Raw genomic sequence first — 16,048 nt, 5'->3', positions numbered from 1 at the left:
TGTGGATCGCCAACGGTAAACCAGAATGGTTCACCGGCAATCAGATATCAGCTGCCCATGTCTTCTGGTTGGCATGGCTCCATACCCCATACAGGTACTCACATGTCTGAAAGTTTTGCCGAACTTTTTGAAGCCAGTCTGCAGGATCTCGACGTTGCACGTGGCTCCATCATCACCGGTACCATCGTTGCTATCGACAGCGATTGGATCACCGTCAACGCGGGCCTCAAATCCGAAGGCATCATCCCGCGTGAAGAATTCCTGAACGAATCCGGCGAGCTCGAAGTAGCCGTAGGCGACGAAGTTGAAGTTGCCGTGGATGCGATCGACGACGGCATGGGCTTCACCCGCCTGTCCCGCGAAAAAGCCAAGCGTGCAGAGATCTGGACTGACCTCGAAGCGGCATTCGAGAAAGACGAAATCATCAAGGGCCAGATCAGCGGCAAGGTCAAAGGCGGCTTCACCGTCGATATCGGCCTTATCCGTGCGTTCCTGCCGGGCTCTCTGGTGGACATCCGTCCGGTGCGCGACGTGGCCCACCTGGAAGGCAAGGACCTGGACTTCAAAGTCATCAAGCTGGATCCGAAGCGCAACAACGTTGTGGTATCCCGCCGCGCGGTGATGGAAGCCGAGCATTCCGCAGAGCGCGAGCAACTGCTCGAGTCCCTGCAGGAAGGCATGGAAGTCAAAGGGATCGTCAAGAACCTCACCGACTACGGTGCGTTCGTTGACCTGGGCGGTATCGACGGCCTGCTGCACATCACCGACATGGCTTGGAAGCGCATCAAGCATCCGAGCGAAATCGTTGAAGTCGGTCAGGAAATCGACGTCAAGGTGCTGAAGTTCGACCGCGAAAAAATGCGTGTGTCGCTGGGCCTCAAGCAGCTGGGCGAAGATCCTTGGCACGATATCGTGGGCAAGTACCCGGAAGGTGCCCGCGTGAAGGCGAAGGTCACCAACCTGACCGATTACGGCTGCTTCGCCGAAATCGAAGAGGGTGTGGAAGGTCTGGTTCACGTCTCCGAAATGGATTGGACCAACAAGAACATCCACCCGTCCAAGGTAGTGTCCATTGGTGACGAAGTCGAAGTGATGATTCTCGACATCGACCAAGAGCGCCGTCGTATTTCCCTGGGTATCAAACAGTGCCTGTCCAACCCGTGGGAAGCGTTTGAAACCAACTTCAACAAGGGCGACCGCATCTCCGGCAAGATCAAGTCGATCACCGATTTCGGTATCTTCATTGGTCTGGACGGTGGCATCGACGGCCTGGTGCACCTGTCCGACATCTCTTGGGAAGAGACTGGCGAAGAAGCCGTTCGCAAGTTCGCCAAGGGTGACGAGCTGGATACCGTAATTCTTTCCGTGGACGCTGAGCGTGAAAGAATTTCCCTTGGAATCAAGCAGTTGACAGACGATCCGTTTGCTCAGTATGTTTCTGCGAACGAGAAAAACAGCATCGTTAAAGGCGTTGTGAAGTCAGTGGACGCGAAAGCGGCCGTGATTGAGCTGGCAGACAACGTTGAAGGCGTGCTGAAGGCTAGCGAGATCAGCCGCGACCGCATCGAAGACGCCTCTCAGGTTCTGAAAGTCGGCGAAGAAGTGGAAGCGAAGATCACCACCGTGGATCGCAAGAACCGGGTGATCACCCTGTCCATCCGTGCCAAGGATCTTGCCGACGAGCGCGAAGCCCTGGACGATCTGAGCAGCCGCCAGGACGTTGCACCGAAAACCATCGGCGACCTGATCAAGGCGCAAATGGAAGGCAACGACCAGTAATCGTGTCCTCCCCGGGCCGCAGCGTGCTGCGGCCCGTGGGCTGGATGCCCGCGGGAACAAGAGGTTATGGCACTTACCAAATCGGAATTGATCATCCGCCTGTCCCTGCACCAGCTGCAGCTGCCGCCTAAGGATGTGGAGCTGGCAGTGAAATCGATTCTGGATGCCATGGCCGATGCGCTGGCCAGTGGCGAACGGATTGAGATTCGTGGTTTCGGCAGTTTTTCCCTGCACTTCCGCCGCCCCCGTGTGGGCCGCAATCCCAAGACCGGTGAATCGGTCGAACTCGAAGGGCGCTATGTGCCCCACTTCAAGCCTGGTAAAGAATTGCGCGAACGCGTGAATCAAGCCAAGGTCGATTTCCCTGATCAAGCTGCCGGTGAGGGCGCGCTGACGCCGCTGTCCGAGCTGCTGGATGCCTTCGAACTCTATCGCGACGACGACTGAGCCCTACGCTTCGCAAGCTGTCGCTCGGCTGCTATGCTGCGCCCGCCCGCCGTAAGGCATCGCCGTTGATGGAGCGCGCCATGAGCCAGTCCCCGATTATTGTTGCCCTCGATTTTGATCAGCCGCAGGCCGCCTTGGCGTTGGCGGATCAGCTCGATCCGCAGACGGTGCGTGTGAAGGTGGGCAAAGAGTTGTTCACTCGCAGCGGTCCGGTGGTGGTGGAACAGCTGGTGGACAAGGGCTTTCAGGTGTTCCTCGATCTCAAATTCCACGACATCCCTAACACCGTTGCTGGCGCGGTGCGCAGTGCCGCAGCGCTGGGGGTGTGGATGGTCAATGTGCACGCCAGTGGTGGTCGACGCATGATGGAGGCTGCTGTGGCGGCGTTGGCTGACGTGCCGCAGCGGCCGCTGCTAACCGCGGTAACTGTGCTCACCAGTATGGGCGCCGAGGAGCTGCGGGAGCTGGGTGTCAGTGCTTCGCCGGCTGAACAAGTGGTGCGTTTGGCGGCTCTGGCTCAACAGTGTGGTGTTGATGGCGTGGTGTGCTCTGCGCAAGAGGCGCCGCTACTGCGCGAGCGTTGTGGGGCTGGCTTCCGTCTGGTGACGCCAGGCATTCGGCCCGCCAATGCGCAGCAGGATGACCAGACCCGGGTGGTGACTCCGCGCGATGCGTTGGCGCTCGGCGTCAATGACATGGTGATCGGCCGGCCCATCACCCAAGCCCCCGATCCGGTGGCGGCAGTGGCAGAAATTCTGCAGCAGCTCGCAGCCGTTTAAGTTTGGTTCTGACGCATTCTGGCGCTGTTAACGGGCGCTATCTTACGTCTTCCCCAGCAGTCACCGCGCTGTCATCTCTCGATACTGGCTCCTGTTCAAACACAGGAGACCAGCATGAACCAACGCAGTCGCGCGCTCATGGGCGCACTTTTTCTGGCCGTGGCCAGCCTCAATCCGGTGTGGGCGGAAGGTGTGCCTCCTGCCGGCCCGGTTGTGGACATTAATCACGCGTCAGCAGATGAATTGGCGGAAGCCTTGTCCGGTGTGGGGCAGGCCAAAGCAGAGGCGATCATTCGTGAGCGCGAGCAGGGTGGCCCGTTCGCTGATGCCGATGATCTGCGGCGGGTGAAGGGGGTAGGGCCGGCGCTGGTTGAGCGAAACCGGACGCGTATTAGAACTCAGTGACCGGAATCGAAAAAAACAAAACGGCGCCCGAGGGCGCCGTTTTGGTGTGGAGCAAGCGTTGTATTAACGACGCTCTTCCACCGTGCCGGTGATGATGGCTTCAACGCGGCGGTTCTTCGCGCGGCCGTCACGGGTGTTGTTGTCCGCGATCGGCTCAGCTTCGCCCTTGCCGATGACTTTGATACGGCTGGCGTCAACACCTTCGCTCTCAAGCAGCTTGCGAGCAGACTCGGCACGGCGCTCGGACAAGTACTTGTTGTACTCAGCCGGGCCGATGGAGCAGGTGTGGCCTTCCAAGGTCACGGTGGTGGACGGGTTGTCGCGCAGGAAGCGGGCGGCGGACACCAGGTCTGCACGGTTGCTGGCGCTCAGGGTGGCGTCATCGAAACCGAAGGTGGCAGTGTGGGTTTCGCTAACATTGCGGCGAACCACTTGCGGCTCTGGCTTCGGCTGCGGCTTCGGCTCTTCAACAACTTGAACCGGCTCCGGCGGGATGTAGCTGGTGTCAACGACTTCGTCTTGGGCATCACGAACGCCGAACAGGACGTTCAGACCAGCGTAGGCCTGACCGTGCCAGCGGTCGTTGTCGATGCTGTACGGGGCGCGAGCACCCAGATCCAGCACCAAGTTGCGGGCCAGGCGGGTTTGCAGGCCCAGTTCCGGCGCGGTCACGGTTTCACGGTGTTTTTTGCTGCCGGAAACGTCGTGCTCAACCCACATTTCACCAGCGGCCAGACCCAGGTACGGCTCGAAGCGGGACTGATTGGCGAAGTGGTAGCGGAAGCTGGCCAGCGGCAGGGACACGTCGTAGTCGTCGCCGGTCGGGTTGGAGCGTTTGTCGCTGTCGCCTTGGGTGAAGGACAGCTCCATGGAGAAGTGACGGCTCATGCGCCAGCCGATCTGACCGCCGTACATGGCGTGGTCGTCCAGACGGTCGCCGTTATGGCCGAACATTTTGTCGTCATACCACATGCGGGCGCCTTGGGCACCGATGTAACCAGCGCGCTCCAGCGGCTGTGCAGTGGCGATGGTGGCTGCGCCCAAAGTGGAAGCAGCAATAACGCAGGCAGAAAGAAGTTTGATGCGCATAAATATGGTCCTATTCCGGTCCGTGGGAATGCGCGGCCATTGTCTGTGAGGGGGAGCGAAGGGGTAAATACATGACGTGAAAATAAAATGAAAAATTACAATGCATTAGCGCATTGTCATGAATGGAATATAAAAATTTACAATGAATTGAAATGATTTGTGACGCGGCGCAAAACAAAAAAATCAGCGGCTAAATCGGCAGCAGTCGACCCACCAATGCCGGCAGGGCTGTCTCCACCCGCAGAATGCGTGGGCCGAAGCTATGTACCGCAAAACCGCAGTCCTGCAAAGCGTTGACCTCATAGGCGGTCCAACCGCCTTCCGGGCCTATCGCCAGGCAGATCGGATCGGATACTGACGCCGGCAGGGGGGGGGCCTCACCGGGATGTGCTAGTAAGGCACGGTGTCCGGCAATCACGCCCGGCAAAATGTCTTCCACAAAAGGTTTGAAGCGTCGCGCCAGATGCAGTTGCGGCAGCTGGGTGTCGCCACTTTGTTCGAGTCCGAGGAGCAACTTGCTGTGAAGCAGTTCGCTCTTCAGTTCCGGTGTGCTCCAGAAGCTTTTTTCAACTTTGTAGCTGTTGATCAAATGCAGTTCCTTGATGCCCAGGCTGGTGGCATCAATCAGCAGCCGTTTCAGCATTTTTGGGCGCGGCAGCGCGAGCACCAATTTTAGTGCCGGGGGCGGTGGCGGAGCGCCAGTCGGGGTAAAGCGTATTTGTAAGCTGGTGCCATCATCGACTGTCACTTCTGCGCGGCCAAGCGGACCGTTCAGTAGGCCAGCCCGCAAGCTGTCGCCCACAGTCAGTCCGAGCACGCGGCGGATATGTTCCGCCTGGCGTGCGTGCACCAGATACAGGTCGTTCCGGTAATGTTGGTGGGGTTCGAGCAGCAGCACATTCATGGGGCGGCAGTATCCCATAGCAGTGCGTTTGCCACACGCAGGTTTTGGTCTGGAAGGCATGGAAGAGCGGTGCTATTGGCCTTGCCATCCGGAGGGCCGTTGCTAGAGTAAGCGGTCTTGCTATCGCGGAGATCCAGAATGCAGTTTCACGGTACAGATCGCTATGTGGCGACGGATGATTTGAAGATGGCGGTGAACGCGGCCATCGCATTGCAGCGCCCGCTGTTGATCAAGGGTGAGCCGGGTACTGGCAAGACGTTGCTGGCCGAGCAAGTGGCTGATTCCCTGGGGCTGCGGCTGATCCAGTGGAACATCAAGTCCACCACCAAGGCCCAGCAGGGGCTGTACGAATACGACGCGGTATCGCGCCTGCGCGACTCCCAGTTGGGGGCGGAGGGCGTTGAAGATGTGGCCAACTACATCAAGAAAGGCAAGTTGTGGGAGGCGTTTGAGGCAGAAGATCAGGTCGTGCTGCTGATCGACGAAATTGACAAAGCCGATATCGAGTTCCCCAACGACCTACTGCAAGAACTCGACCGCATGGAGTTCTATGTTTACGAGACGCAGGCGCTGGTGAAAGCCGCTCGTCGCCCGATCGTGATCATTACTTCGAACAACGAGAAGGAGCTGCCGGACGCCTTCTTGCGCCGTTGCTTCTTCCACTACATTAACTTCCCCGACGCTGAAACCATGATGCGTATTGTCGATGTCCACTACCCGGACATCAAGCGCGATTTGGTGCAGGAGGCAATGGAAATTTTCTTCGACTTGCGCAAGGTGCCGGGCCTGAAGAAAAAGCCGTCCACCTCAGAGCTGATTGATTGGCTCAAGCTGCTGCTTGCCGATGATATTCCCGGCGATGTGCTGCGTAATCGTGATACCAAGAAGGCCATTCCGCCGCTGTATGGGGCGCTCATCAAGAACGAGGCCGATGTCCAGTTGCTGGAGCGGCTGGCGTTCATGAATCGCCGAGAAAGCTGATTATGTTGATCGGTTTTTTTGAGACGCTGCGTCGATATCGCGTGCCGGTTACGGTGCGCGAATTGCTCGATCTTACCGGTGCGCTGCAGCACCGGTTGGCGTTTGCCGATGTGGAAGCGTTCTACCAGCTATCACGGGCAGTGATGGTCAAAGATGAACGCTTTTACGACCGCTTTGACCAGGCATTCGCCAACTATTTCGAAGGGCTGGAAAGCATCGACCCGGACTGGCTCAAGGCAGCGATCCCGGAAGACTGGCTGCGTCAGCAGATCGAAAACACCCTTAGCCCGGAAGAGCTCGATGCCATGCGCAAGCGTGGCAGCCTCGAGGAGCTGATGGAGGAGTTCCGCAAACGTCTGGAAGAGCAGAAAGAACGCCACCAGGGCGGCAACAAGTGGGTCGGTACTGGCGGCACGTCACCGTTTGGTGGCTATGGCGCCAGTCCGGAAGGCATCCGCTTAGTTGGGCCGTCGCGCAATCGTCGTGCCACCAAAGTGTGGGAGAAGCGCGAGTTCCGCAATCTGGATGATTCGGTGGAGCTGGGTGTGCGCAACATCAAGCTGGCGCTGCGCCGGCTGCGCAAGTTTGCCCGCACCGGCAAGGCAGAAGAGCTGGATCTGGATGACACCATCCGCTCCACCGCCCGCAATGCTGGGCTGCTGGATATCCGCCTGCGTCCGGAGGAAGAAAACCGCGTCAAGGTGCTGCTGTTTTTTGATGTGGGCGGCTCAATGGACCCGCACATCAAGGTGTGTGAGGAGCTGTTCTCGGCTGCACGCACTGAGTTCAAGCACATGGAGTACTTCTACTTCCACAACTTCATCTATGAGGCGGTGTGGAAGGACAATCGCCGGCGCTGGGATGAGCGGGTCAATACCTGGGACCTGCTGCACAAGTACTCCTCTGACTACCGGGTGATTTTCATTGGTGATGCCGCCATGAGCCCTTACGAAATCAACTCGGTAGGTGGCAGTGTGGAGCATTGGAATGAAGAGCCTGGAGCGGTATGGATGCAGCGCCTTACCGACACCTTCGACAAGGTGATCTGGTTGAACCCCGAGCCGCGCCGCAGTTGGGACAGCACCACCTCTAACGTCTGGACTCGGCAATTGTTGGACCAGCGCATGTACCCGTTGACCATGCAGGGTATTGAGGACGCGATCCGCTACCTTAGCCGTTGAGACCGCCGCCCCGATTGGGGCGGTGTTGTTTTACACCCTTTTGGCATCTTTGCCGCGCCGCCACGGTCTTCTATAAGCACGTGCAGCCGCCGGACAAGGAGCCAGAATGACCCCGCCCGATGACACCCCCGATACCCGCAGCGACCCGGATAGCCCCTTGGCTGCCTGGGTGAGCGTAACGTTGATCATTGCGATTGCGTCGGCGGTGGCAGCGTTCAGCGGCGTGGCGGGTAGTTTTGCCTGGTTGGCCAAATTGCTGTGTGTGATTGCCTTAGTGTTACTGGGGGCGAGCTTGCTGTTGCGGCAGCTGCGCTGAGAGGGAGGGGCGGACGTCCTTGTCCGAACGGGCATCAAGATGCCCTGCGGTGCGCAAAATCAGAATTGGATTCCGGTGCTCAAGTTGACGTGGTCGCGGTCGCGCCAGACGCTGTAGCGGCTGTCGCTGAAGCGCACGTAGCCGAGCTTGACGTGGGCCTGCTTGTAACCGAACTCCAGATTCACCGCCATGGTGCGCTGGTTCTCTTGAAGCGCGTCGTCACTGGCGTAACCCTTCACCCCGTGGGTGAACACCACAGACGGCGACAGTGAGACCGGACCGAGCAGATCGCGGTAGGTGGTGCGCGCGCTGAGGCGGTAACCCCAGGTGAAGTCGGTTACGTAGCCTTTTTCAGAGTCATCCGGCGCCACGCCAAAGTTGGTATGGCGACGGAAGCGGATGTCGCTGCTGTCTGGCAGGGTCGGGATGTACTCCGCTGCCAGCTCTGCACTCAGCATCACCTGCGGGGCGCCGAACAGGTTGGCCACCGGGCGGCTGAAGCTCAGCTCAGCACGGCTGACCTCCTGTTCCATGTAGCCTGGTACTTTCTCGCCCGCTTGGTAGCGGTTGGTATGCGAGCTGGCCGGCGTGGACACACCCATTGCCGCCGAGGTCAGATCGGAGGTGTTGATCTGCAGCGGGAAGTTGGGGATGTGGCTCAGGTTCACCGCCACCTGAGTAGCACCGAATGCCTTGGAGCCGGTCAGGCCGAACAGTTTGATGTTGTCCGGGAACATGAAGTAGTACTCGGTATCCATGCGGTCGCCGCCAACCGGGGCCTTCACCATTGAGTAGATCGGCAAGCGGTGGTGGTAGTTCACGTAGTAGGCCCCGACCTTGGCGCCGGCCGCTTCCCAGTCGTAGTCAAACTTGAGCCCGTACTGGTTGTGGTGCGACGGCTTCTCGTCGCGCTGCCGGTGCAGGTAGCGGCCGCTGGCCATCACATCTTCTGCCGGCATCACCACGCTGGACAGGAAGGTGCCATCACAGCCGATGGCGGTGTTGTCCAGGTTGGAGAAGAAGGTGCCGCAGGCATCAACAATGGTTTCGCGGAATTCTAGCTGGTAGAAGGCGCGCGCTTGTAGCGCATCGGTGAACTTGTAATCCAGATGGATCATGTTCGACGGCCGCACCAATTCTTGCATGATGAAGCCCGGGCGGCGCAGCGCCGGCAGGTTGTAGGCGTTGATCGATGCCAGCGTGGCGCGCGTGAACATGCTACGGCCCCAGCCCACCGTCTGGCGGCCGACTTTCACTTCCAACGGCTGCTGGTTCAACGTGTAGCGGCCAGACACCCAGACGTCTAGCAGATCGATGCCTTTGAAGCGTGCTTCACGGGCAAAGTTACTGTCGTTCAGGCGGCTGTTGGGGCGGTAGCGGTTGCCGTAGTGGCCGTGTGGCACGGTGTCGTGGTCGAGGGTGTAGTCATACCACGCGGTGCTGCGGGCGAAGAAGGTGTAGTTGTTGCGTGTCAGCGACAGGTCGCCAGTCAGCTTGGCAACGCTGCTGACCAGCTCGCCGGCGCCGAAGTTCTGGTTGCCGTCATCCGCGTTGGCGGAGCGCGGCGTGCCGCCGGGCGTGTCGCCGACGAACAACAGATTTTTGTCGGCATTCTGCACCCGCATGGTGGCGCCGACGCTGCCCTGGAGATTCCATTTCCCCTGTACCGATTCACCCAGCTCGAAGGTGCCGCCAGCGTGTGCCAGCGGTGCCGAGGCCAAGCCCAGAGCGACGGCGCCGAGGGCACAGCGGCGACGCAGAAGAGTAGGGCGGATCTTGTTGTCGTTATGCATTCTTGTTGTCTCCGGAAGTCGGTCCGACCCTAGCTCGGGCGGGATCCGAAGTGGGGATGGTGACTTAAAACGGACATCTATTTCGCAAATGTCGAGGCGAGATTTCTACATACCAGCGGGTATGTGGTCAACCGGTCACACTTTGCCGAAAAGCTCATTTTGCTCGTTTTATAAGCGCTTTTAGGGGGTTGTGCGGTGATATTTTGATCGCTTTTCGGTGGCAGCTAGGGCCGAGGGTTCAGAAGAGGGGGGTGAAAGAGGGATGTTTGGGTGGAAGGGAAACACGGTGTTACCGCGAGTAACACCGTGCTGGCATCATTCTGCGGAACAGGAGTCCGCAGAAATATAGTTGCTTCAGAACACTTCGAACAGGCCCGCAGCACCCATGCCGCCACCGATGCACATGGACACCACCACATACTTGGCGCCACGGCGCTTGCCTTCGATCAGCGCGTGGCCGGTCATGCGGGCACCGGACATGCCGTAGGGGTGGCCGACCGAGATGGCGCCGCCGTTAACGTTGAACAACGCCGGGTCGATGCCCAGCTTGTCGCGGCAGTAGAGCGCTTGACTGGCAAATGCTTCGTTCAGTTCCCACAGGCCGATGTCGTCAATTTTCAGACCGAAGTTCTTCAGCAGTTTCGGAATCGCGAACACCGGGCCGATGCCCATTTCGTCCGGATCACAGCCGGCCACCGCCATGCCGCGGTAGGCGCCCAGCGGCTCCAAGTTGCTGCGTTCGGCTTCTTTGCCGTCCATTAGCACACAGGCGCTGGCGCCGTCAGACAGCTGCGAGGCGTTGCCGGCGGTGATGAAGCGGCCTTCCTGCACTTGCAGGCCGTTGGCAAACACCGGCTTCAGGCCCTGCAGGTCTTCTAGGCGGGTGCCCGGGCGGTTGCCTTCGTCGCGGGTGAGGGTGACTTCCTCGTCGGAGATGGCGCCGGTGGCTTTGTCCTGCACTTTCTTGATGGTGGTCAGCGGCACGATCTCATCGTCGAACTTGCCGGCTTCTTGGGCGGCGGCGGTACGCAGTTGCGACTGGTAGGCGTACTCGTCCTGCGCTTCGCGGGAAATCTGGTAACGGTCAGCGACAATTTCGGCGGTTTCCAGCATCGACATGTAGATCGACGGCATTTCACGCTTCAGCCACGGATCGGTGATGCGGTAGCTGTTGCGGTGCTCGTTTTGCACCAGTGAGATCGACTCCAGACCGCCACCGACAGTGACCAGCATGTTGTCGCTGATGATCTGCTTGGCCGCCGTCGCGATGGCCATCAGGCCGGACGAGCACTGGCGGTCCAGCGTCATGCCGCTGACGCTGGTGGGCAGGCCGGCGCGCAGAGCCGCCTGGCGTGCCACGTTCATGCCGGAGCTGCCTTGTTGCAGGGCGGCGCCGAGGATCACATCGTCAATTTCGGCACCCTCAATGCCGGCGCGGGCGACCGCATGAGCGATGGCGTGGCCGCCCAGAGTTTGGGCTGGCGTGTCGTTGAAGGCGCCACGGTAGGCTTTGCCGATCGGGGTGCGTGCCGTGGACAGGATCACCGCTTCTTTCATGGAATGCTCTCTTGTTGGTCTTGGGTAATGGGTGCCGCGGCGTGGCCGCGGCGTGGCGTCAGTACTGCTTGAGTTGGGCGAAGCGATCGAGGCAGAACGCGGTGTCGCCGAAGCTTTCTTCCGCCGCCCGTGCTCGCTTCATGTAAAAGCCAATGTCGAACTCATCGGTCATGCCGATGCCGCCGTGCATCTGCACCGCTTCTGCCGCCGCCAGTCGCGCCACTTGGTTGGCCTTGGCTTTGGCGGCGCAGGACAGCGCTTGCGCATCGGCGTCGCCGGCGTCCAGCGCGGCCAGTGCCGCCTGCGCCAAGGCAGCGCTCATGTGCGCGTCCGCGTACCACTGCGCGGCGCGATGTTGCAGCGCCTGGAAACTGCCAATGTGGCGCTCGAACTGGCGGCGTTCCTTCAGGTACGCCAGCGTGATCTCAAAGCTGCCGAGCGCGATGCCGGCCAGCTCGGCGGCCAGCACCGCGCGGCAGCCGGTGAGCGCAGCCTGCAGAGCGCCGGCACCGTCAGCCAGCGGTTCCGCCGGCGCGTTGTCCAGCGTCAGCAGCGCGGCGTTGCGGCTGTCCACCATGCGGGTGCGCTCCAGTGTCACGCCGCCGGCGCAAGGGTCGACTAGGAACAGCGCTGCGCCGTGCTCGGTTTGTGCCGCCACCAGCAGTAGATCGGCGATGTGGCCGTCCAATACCAGCGTTTTGCTGCCATTCAAACGCCAGCCTTGGCTGTCCTGTTGGGCGAGGGTGCGGTAGGGGCCTTGATGGTGTTTGGCGCCTTCATCGATCGCCAGTGCGCACAGCAGTTCGCCGGCGGCCAACCGCGGCAGCCACCATTCCTGTTGGGCACTGGTGCCGCCGTGGCTGAGCGCGACGGCAGCACCGACCACCGTAGGCAGGAACGGGGTGAGTGACAGGTTGCGGCCGATTTGTTCGGCGATCAGGCCGGCGCCGCGGTAACCGAAATCGAGTCCGCCGAAGCGCTCAGGCACCAGCAGTCCGGTCCAGCCGGCATCGATCATGGCTTGCCACAACGGGGCGTCGTAACCGAGCTCGTCATCATTGTCGCGCAGGGCGCGCAAGTGGCTGACCGGGCCCTGCTCGCGCAGTAGGCGTTCAGCGTAGTCGTGCAACAGGCGGTGTTCATCAGTGAATGTCATGGCAGCGTCCTCAGGCGTCCGGCAGGTCGAGCAGGCGTTTGGCAGCAATGTTGAGCATCACCTCGGAGGTGCCGCCTTCGATCGAGTTGCCCTTTGAGCGCAGCCACTCTCGGGCCAATTGCCCACCGCGGGTGCGCGCGCTGTCCCATTCCAGACCGATGGTGCCCATGGCATCCATCATCAGCTCGTAGCGCCGTTTGTTGAGTTCGGTGCCGACATACTTCAGCAGTGAGGAGCGGGCGCCGATGCCTTGACCTTGTTCGGCACCGGCGCGCAGCTGCGCGACCCAAGCGCGGAACGCAAGGCTGTCCACATCCAGTGCGGCGATCTGGTGGCGCAGCAACGGCGCATTCAGTCGGCCGCTGTCATCACGGCCGAGCTGGTCAGCGGCCAGCGTGCCCAGTGCCTGTCCACGCAAAATGCCCGGCGGTTCGCCGCCGATCATGTCGCGCTCATGAGTGAGCAGGTATTTAGCGATGTCCCAGCCACGGTGCAGGGTGCCGACCAGGTTCGCCAGCGGCACCTGCACGTCATCAAAGAAGGTCTCGCAGAACGGCGATTCGCCAGAGATCAGTTCGATTGGACGGGTAGTGATGCCTGCGCTGGCCATGTCGAACAGCAGAAACGAAATACCGTTGTGCTTGCTGGCGTCGGCATCGGTGCGCACCAAGCAAAAGATCCAATCCGCCAAGTTGGCGTAGGAGGTCCAGATTTTCTGACCGTTAACGATGAAGTGGTCATCTTTGAGTTGGGCGCGGGTTTGCAGGGAAGCCAAGTCAGAGCCGGCGCCGGGCTCAGAGTAACCTTGGCACCAGCGGATTTCACCGCGCGCGATGCGCGGCAGGTGCTCGCGCTTCTGTTGTTCACTGCCGAACTTCAACAGCGCTGGGCCCAACATCCAGAAACCGAAGTTGCTGACCGGCACCCGGGCGTTGATACGCGCCATTTCTTCACGCAGGATGGCGTCTTGTTCGGCGCTCAGCCCGGCGCCACCGTACTCCGGTGCCCATTGCGGCGCAGTCCAGCCTTTGGCGGCCATGCGCTCCATCCACAAACGTTGATCGTCGCAGGAGAACTGCCATTGGCGGCCTCCCCAGCAATGGTCTTCAGGGCGAGAGACGGGCTCGCGCATGGCCATGGGGCAGTTTGCCTCCAGCCAGGCACGTGTCTCAGTGCGGAATTGCTCCAGCGCGGACACGACGGACTCCTTATTTTTGGAATGTTGTTTTATTTAATCGTCATACTCACTGGTATGTCCAGTGTTGCGAGCGCCAACCGAGGCGGTTGGCAGACTTGCTGAACACAACAACAAACAGGAGCAGAGGATGCCCACCCCGACCCCCTGCGCGGTGACCCCGCAGGCTGCCTTGTTGGCAGCGGCCGCCGAATGCTTCATGGAGCGCGGTTACCAGGCCACCAGCATCGACGACATTGCCCGCCGCCTCGGCGCCACTAAGGGCAAGGTCTACCACTATTTTGATTCCAAGGCTGACATCTTCTTCGCCATCCATGCCCACGCCATGGATGCGCTGTTCGAGGTGATTGCGCCGCTGCGCCAGGCGCCGGTCTCAGCCGGCGAGCGGCTCTACCAAATGGCCTGCGCCCATGTGCGTACCTTGATCCGCACTCAGCCGTTCCAGCGCGCAGTGGCGGAAGGTGTGCACATGCATTTGCGCAATACCGCCTCTGAGGCGGAGCAGGACCAAATCGCCGCGCTGCAGCGTCGACGCGATGCTTATGAGGCGCAGTTTTTGGCGGTGTTGGAAGAGGGCATCGAAGAAGGTGAGCTGTACAGCGACCAGCCGGGGCTGGCGTTGAAGCCGATGTTTGGTGCGCTCAACGCCACCATTAATTGGTACCGCGCGCGCCCGGATCAACCGGACGCCGCGTTGGACTTGCTCGCCGACCGGGTGGCCGGCATGGCGCTGGCCGGGCTGTGGATCCCGACCGCGCTGCGCCCTAATGGTTTAGCGCGCCAGAAACGCGTCGAAGCGAGCGCGGGTGTCGGCGCTGAACATACGTTCCGCAAACAGGCGTGATTCCCATTCGATGCGTTCGCGCAACTGCTCCGGCTGCGGCCGCAGCAGCGCCTTGGTGGCGGCCATGGCCGCCGCCGGCTTGGCCGCCAGCCGCTGCGCTAGCTGCAGCGCGGTGGCGTACAGTTCTTCGTCCGCCACCGCGTAGGCCACTAAGCCGCATTGCTGTGCTTCGCGGCCGCTGAGGGTGTCGCCGGCCAGCAGCAAGCGGGCAGTGACTTGGTCGCCAACACGGGCCGGCAGCAGCTGACTGGAGCCGGCTTCCGGGGTCAGGCCTAGATCAATGAAAGCGGTGGTCAGCCGCGCGTCCTCGGCGGCCACGACCAAATCCATGTGCAGCAGTGCAGTGGTGCCGATGCCGGTGGCATGGCCGCGTACTGCCGCAATGGTAGGTAGGTCGAGCCGACGCAGCGCCAGAATCCACTCCATTGCGGGGCTCAGTCGGCCCTCGGCGCGGGATTCCGGGGTGGCGGCAAGGAAATCACCGAGGTCGTTGCCGGCGCAAAAATGACCGCCCTCGGCGGTGAACAGCAGCGCGCGCGGCTGCTCACTGGCGGCGGCCGCCTCGCACACCCGACGCAGGTCTTCATACATGGCGACGGTGAGCGCATTGCGCTTGTCGGCGCGGGCAAGACTGACAATCCAGACGCGGTCTTCGCAGCGCAATTGGACCTGATTGCTGGACAGGGTGGGTAGGGATGGCATGTATCGTCCTCGAAATTTGTATTTTATTGAAATGATGTTCTGATATTTACATGGCGCGGTGGCCATGTCATCTTCCGTTGCTATCGACAGCACTACTTTGGCAGGCAGCAGATGGCAGCTCGGCGTTTTGAAGGACAGGTGGCAGTGGTGACCGGCGCCGCCAGTGGCATTGGCGCCGCCACCGCTCGGCGGTTGGCCAGCGAAGGCGCTGCACTGGTACTGCTGGATGTGTCCGCCGCTGGCCTCGCCGACGTGGCGGCTGACTGCGGTGGTGAGTTGTTCACGGCGGTAGTGGACGTGTCCGATGCCAGTGCCGTGGCACAGGTGTTGGCGCGTGCCCAGCAACAGTTTCCGGTGATCGATGTGCTGTGTAACAACGCCGGTGTCGCCGGTGGTGACTACAGTCCGGTAACCGCCAATGACACCGCGCTGTGGGAGCGTTTGTACCGTATCAATGTGTTGGGTGCGGTGCATTGCATCCAGCAGCTGGCGCCGGCGATGCAGGCACGCGGCAAGGGGGCCATCGTTAATACCGCCTCAGTGGCGGGCTTACGCTCCGGCGCCGGCGGCAATGCCTACAGTGCTTCGAAAGCGGCGCTGATCAGCCTCACCCAAACGGCCGCCTGTGATCTCGGCGCCGACGGCGTGCGCGTGAACGCGGTGTGTCCGGGCTTGGTGCGCACCGGCATGACCCAAGCGGTGTTCGATCGCGCCGAGCAGCTCGGTAAGCAGGATCGCCTCGGCGCCCGCTGTGAACTACGTCGCCCCGGCGAGCCCAATGAAGTGGCCGCAGTGATCGCGTTCCTAGCCAGTGACGATGCCAGTTTCGTGACCGGCCAAGCGTTGGCGGTGGATGGCGGCAATACCGCGTCCTTAAATATGCCGGGCATGAAGGTTTGAACCACGGCGCTGCCACCCTG

At 60.9% G+C, this 16,048-nt stretch carries 16 protein-coding genes; 9 read left to right on the top strand and 7 right to left on the bottom strand.

Annotated features, from left to right (window positions below):
* Positions 1-102: 102 nt before the first annotated feature.
* The 4 genes from rpsA (at position 103) to AB5I84_RS08355 (ending at position 3,410) form a co-directional block, all read left to right on the top strand.
* Entirely contained in the window at positions 103-1,779 is a 1,677-nt protein-coding gene (rpsA, locus tag AB5I84_RS08370; RefSeq protein ID WP_369455400.1) for a 30S ribosomal protein S1, read from the top strand.
* 66 nt (positions 1,780-1,845) lie between these two features.
* Positions 1,846-2,226 (top strand): integration host factor subunit beta, encoded by a 381-nt coding sequence (gene ihfB, locus AB5I84_RS08365; protein ID WP_369455399.1) that lies wholly within the window; start codon positions 1,846-1,848, stop codon positions 2,224-2,226.
* 80 nt (positions 2,227-2,306) lie between these two features.
* Positions 2,307-3,005 (top strand): orotidine-5'-phosphate decarboxylase, encoded by a 699-nt coding sequence (pyrF, locus tag AB5I84_RS08360; RefSeq protein WP_369455398.1) that lies wholly within the window; start codon positions 2,307-2,309, stop codon positions 3,003-3,005.
* A 114-nt stretch (positions 3,006-3,119) separates the two neighbouring features.
* Positions 3,120-3,410 carry a ComEA family DNA-binding protein gene (locus AB5I84_RS08355; protein ID WP_369455397.1) on the top strand — a complete coding sequence of 97 codons (291 nt, stop codon included), beginning with the start codon at positions 3,120-3,122 and terminating at the stop codon, positions 3,408-3,410.
* A 63-nt stretch (positions 3,411-3,473) separates the two neighbouring features.
* Here AB5I84_RS08355 and AB5I84_RS08350 read toward each other — a convergent pair whose 3' ends face one another.
* Together AB5I84_RS08350 and AB5I84_RS08345 are read right to left on the bottom strand one after the other, a co-directional pair.
* Positions 3,474-4,499 (bottom strand): OmpA family protein, encoded by a 1,026-nt coding sequence (locus AB5I84_RS08350; protein ID WP_369455396.1) that lies wholly within the window; start codon positions 4,497-4,499, stop codon positions 3,474-3,476.
* Between the two features lie 190 nt (positions 4,500-4,689).
* Positions 4,690-5,403: a 16S rRNA (uracil(1498)-N(3))-methyltransferase gene (locus AB5I84_RS08345; protein WP_369455395.1), complete on the bottom strand. Its 714-nt coding sequence runs from the start codon at positions 5,401-5,403 to the stop codon at positions 4,690-4,692.
* A 138-nt stretch (positions 5,404-5,541) separates the two neighbouring features.
* On the opposite strand from AB5I84_RS08345, the gene AB5I84_RS08340 reads away from it, so the two are divergent.
* The 3 genes from AB5I84_RS08340 to AB5I84_RS08330 all read left to right on the top strand — a co-directional run bounded on the left by AB5I84_RS08340 (position 5,542) and on the right by AB5I84_RS08330 (position 7,881).
* Positions 5,542-6,384 carry an AAA family ATPase gene (locus AB5I84_RS08340; RefSeq protein WP_369455394.1) on the top strand — a complete coding sequence of 281 codons (843 nt, stop codon included), beginning with the start codon at positions 5,542-5,544 and terminating at the stop codon, positions 6,382-6,384.
* Positions 6,385-6,386: 2 nt separating this feature from the next.
* Positions 6,387-7,565, top strand: coding sequence for a vWA domain-containing protein (locus tag AB5I84_RS08335; protein WP_369455393.1), 1,179 nt, complete (start codon positions 6,387-6,389; stop codon positions 7,563-7,565).
* A gap of 106 nt (positions 7,566-7,671) precedes the next feature.
* The gene (locus AB5I84_RS08330) at positions 7,672-7,881 is read left to right on the top strand and encodes a DUF1328 family protein (protein ID WP_369455392.1); all 210 of its coding nucleotides are present in this window, start codon (positions 7,672-7,674) and stop codon (positions 7,879-7,881) included.
* A gap of 59 nt (positions 7,882-7,940) precedes the next feature.
* Here AB5I84_RS08330 and AB5I84_RS08325 read toward each other — a convergent pair whose 3' ends face one another.
* The 4 genes from AB5I84_RS08325 to AB5I84_RS08310 form a co-directional block, all read right to left on the bottom strand.
* Positions 7,941-9,674: a DUF1302 domain-containing protein gene (locus AB5I84_RS08325; RefSeq protein ID WP_369455391.1), complete on the bottom strand. Its 1,734-nt coding sequence runs from the start codon at positions 9,672-9,674 to the stop codon at positions 7,941-7,943.
* Positions 9,675-10,028: 354 nt separating this feature from the next.
* Positions 10,029-11,231, bottom strand: coding sequence for an acetyl-CoA C-acyltransferase (locus AB5I84_RS08320; RefSeq protein ID WP_369455390.1), 1,203 nt, complete (start codon positions 11,229-11,231; stop codon positions 10,029-10,031).
* A 58-nt stretch (positions 11,232-11,289) separates the two neighbouring features.
* A complete protein-coding gene (locus AB5I84_RS08315) occupies positions 11,290-12,387 on the bottom strand; it encodes an acyl-CoA dehydrogenase family protein (protein WP_369455389.1) in 1,098 nt (365 codons plus the stop codon).
* A 10-nt stretch (positions 12,388-12,397) separates the two neighbouring features.
* Entirely contained in the window at positions 12,398-13,585 is a 1,188-nt protein-coding gene (locus tag AB5I84_RS08310; protein WP_369455388.1) for an acyl-CoA dehydrogenase family protein, read from the bottom strand.
* Positions 13,586-13,712: 127 nt separating this feature from the next.
* On the opposite strand from AB5I84_RS08310, the gene AB5I84_RS08305 reads away from it, so the two are divergent.
* Positions 13,713-14,426 (top strand): TetR/AcrR family transcriptional regulator, encoded by a 714-nt coding sequence (locus AB5I84_RS08305; protein WP_369455387.1) that lies wholly within the window; start codon positions 13,713-13,715, stop codon positions 14,424-14,426.
* Here AB5I84_RS08305 and AB5I84_RS08300 read toward each other — a convergent pair.
* Complete coding sequence (locus AB5I84_RS08300) at positions 14,355-15,128, bottom strand: enoyl-CoA hydratase/isomerase family protein (RefSeq protein WP_369455386.1); 774 nt, start codon at positions 15,126-15,128, stop codon at positions 14,355-14,357. The genes AB5I84_RS08305 and AB5I84_RS08300 overlap by 72 nt on opposite strands.
* 111 nt (positions 15,129-15,239) lie before the next feature.
* On the opposite strand from AB5I84_RS08300, the gene AB5I84_RS08295 reads away from it, so the two are divergent.
* The gene (locus AB5I84_RS08295; protein ID WP_369455385.1) at positions 15,240-16,028 is read left to right on the top strand and encodes an SDR family NAD(P)-dependent oxidoreductase; all 789 of its coding nucleotides are present in this window, start codon (positions 15,240-15,242) and stop codon (positions 16,026-16,028) included.
* Positions 16,029-16,048: the final 20 nt, after the last annotated feature.

The organism is Alcanivorax sp. REN37 (assembly GCF_041102775.1).
Taxonomy (GTDB): Bacteria; Pseudomonadota; Gammaproteobacteria; order Pseudomonadales; family Alcanivoracaceae; genus Isoalcanivorax; species Isoalcanivorax beigongshangi.
This window is presented reverse-complemented; position numbering and strand designations above follow the sequence as displayed.

Coding starts and splice junctions, on each gene's coding strand:
- AB5I84_RS08295 (WP_369455385.1), top strand. CDS start 15,240: ATGGCAGCTCGGCGTTTTGAAGGACAGGTGGCAGTGGTGACCGGCGCC.
- AB5I84_RS08340 (WP_369455394.1), top strand. CDS start 5,542: ATGCAGTTTCACGGTACAGATCGCTATGTGGCGACGGATGATTTGAAG.
- rpsA (WP_369455400.1), top strand. CDS start 103: ATGTCTGAAAGTTTTGCCGAACTTTTTGAAGCCAGTCTGCAGGATCTC.
- AB5I84_RS08345 (WP_369455395.1), bottom strand. CDS start 5,403: ATGAATGTGCTGCTGCTCGAACCCCACCAACATTACCGGAACGACCTG.
- AB5I84_RS08315 (WP_369455389.1), bottom strand. CDS start 12,387: ATGACATTCACTGATGAACACCGCCTGTTGCACGACTACGCTGAACGC.
- AB5I84_RS08355 (WP_369455397.1), top strand. CDS start 3,120: ATGAACCAACGCAGTCGCGCGCTCATGGGCGCACTTTTTCTGGCCGTG.
- AB5I84_RS08330 (WP_369455392.1), top strand. CDS start 7,672: ATGACCCCGCCCGATGACACCCCCGATACCCGCAGCGACCCGGATAGC.
- ihfB (WP_369455399.1), top strand. CDS start 1,846: ATGGCACTTACCAAATCGGAATTGATCATCCGCCTGTCCCTGCACCAG.
- AB5I84_RS08300 (WP_369455386.1), bottom strand. CDS start 15,128: ATGCCATCCCTACCCACCCTGTCCAGCAATCAGGTCCAATTGCGCTGC.
- AB5I84_RS08335 (WP_369455393.1), top strand. CDS start 6,387: ATGTTGATCGGTTTTTTTGAGACGCTGCGTCGATATCGCGTGCCGGTT.
- AB5I84_RS08320 (WP_369455390.1), bottom strand. CDS start 11,231: ATGAAAGAAGCGGTGATCCTGTCCACGGCACGCACCCCGATCGGCAAA.
- AB5I84_RS08350 (WP_369455396.1), bottom strand. CDS start 4,499: ATGCGCATCAAACTTCTTTCTGCCTGCGTTATTGCTGCTTCCACTTTG.
- AB5I84_RS08325 (WP_369455391.1), bottom strand. CDS start 9,674: ATGCATAACGACAACAAGATCCGCCCTACTCTTCTGCGTCGCCGCTGT.
- AB5I84_RS08305 (WP_369455387.1), top strand. CDS start 13,713: ATGCCCACCCCGACCCCCTGCGCGGTGACCCCGCAGGCTGCCTTGTTG.
- pyrF (WP_369455398.1), top strand. CDS start 2,307: ATGAGCCAGTCCCCGATTATTGTTGCCCTCGATTTTGATCAGCCGCAG.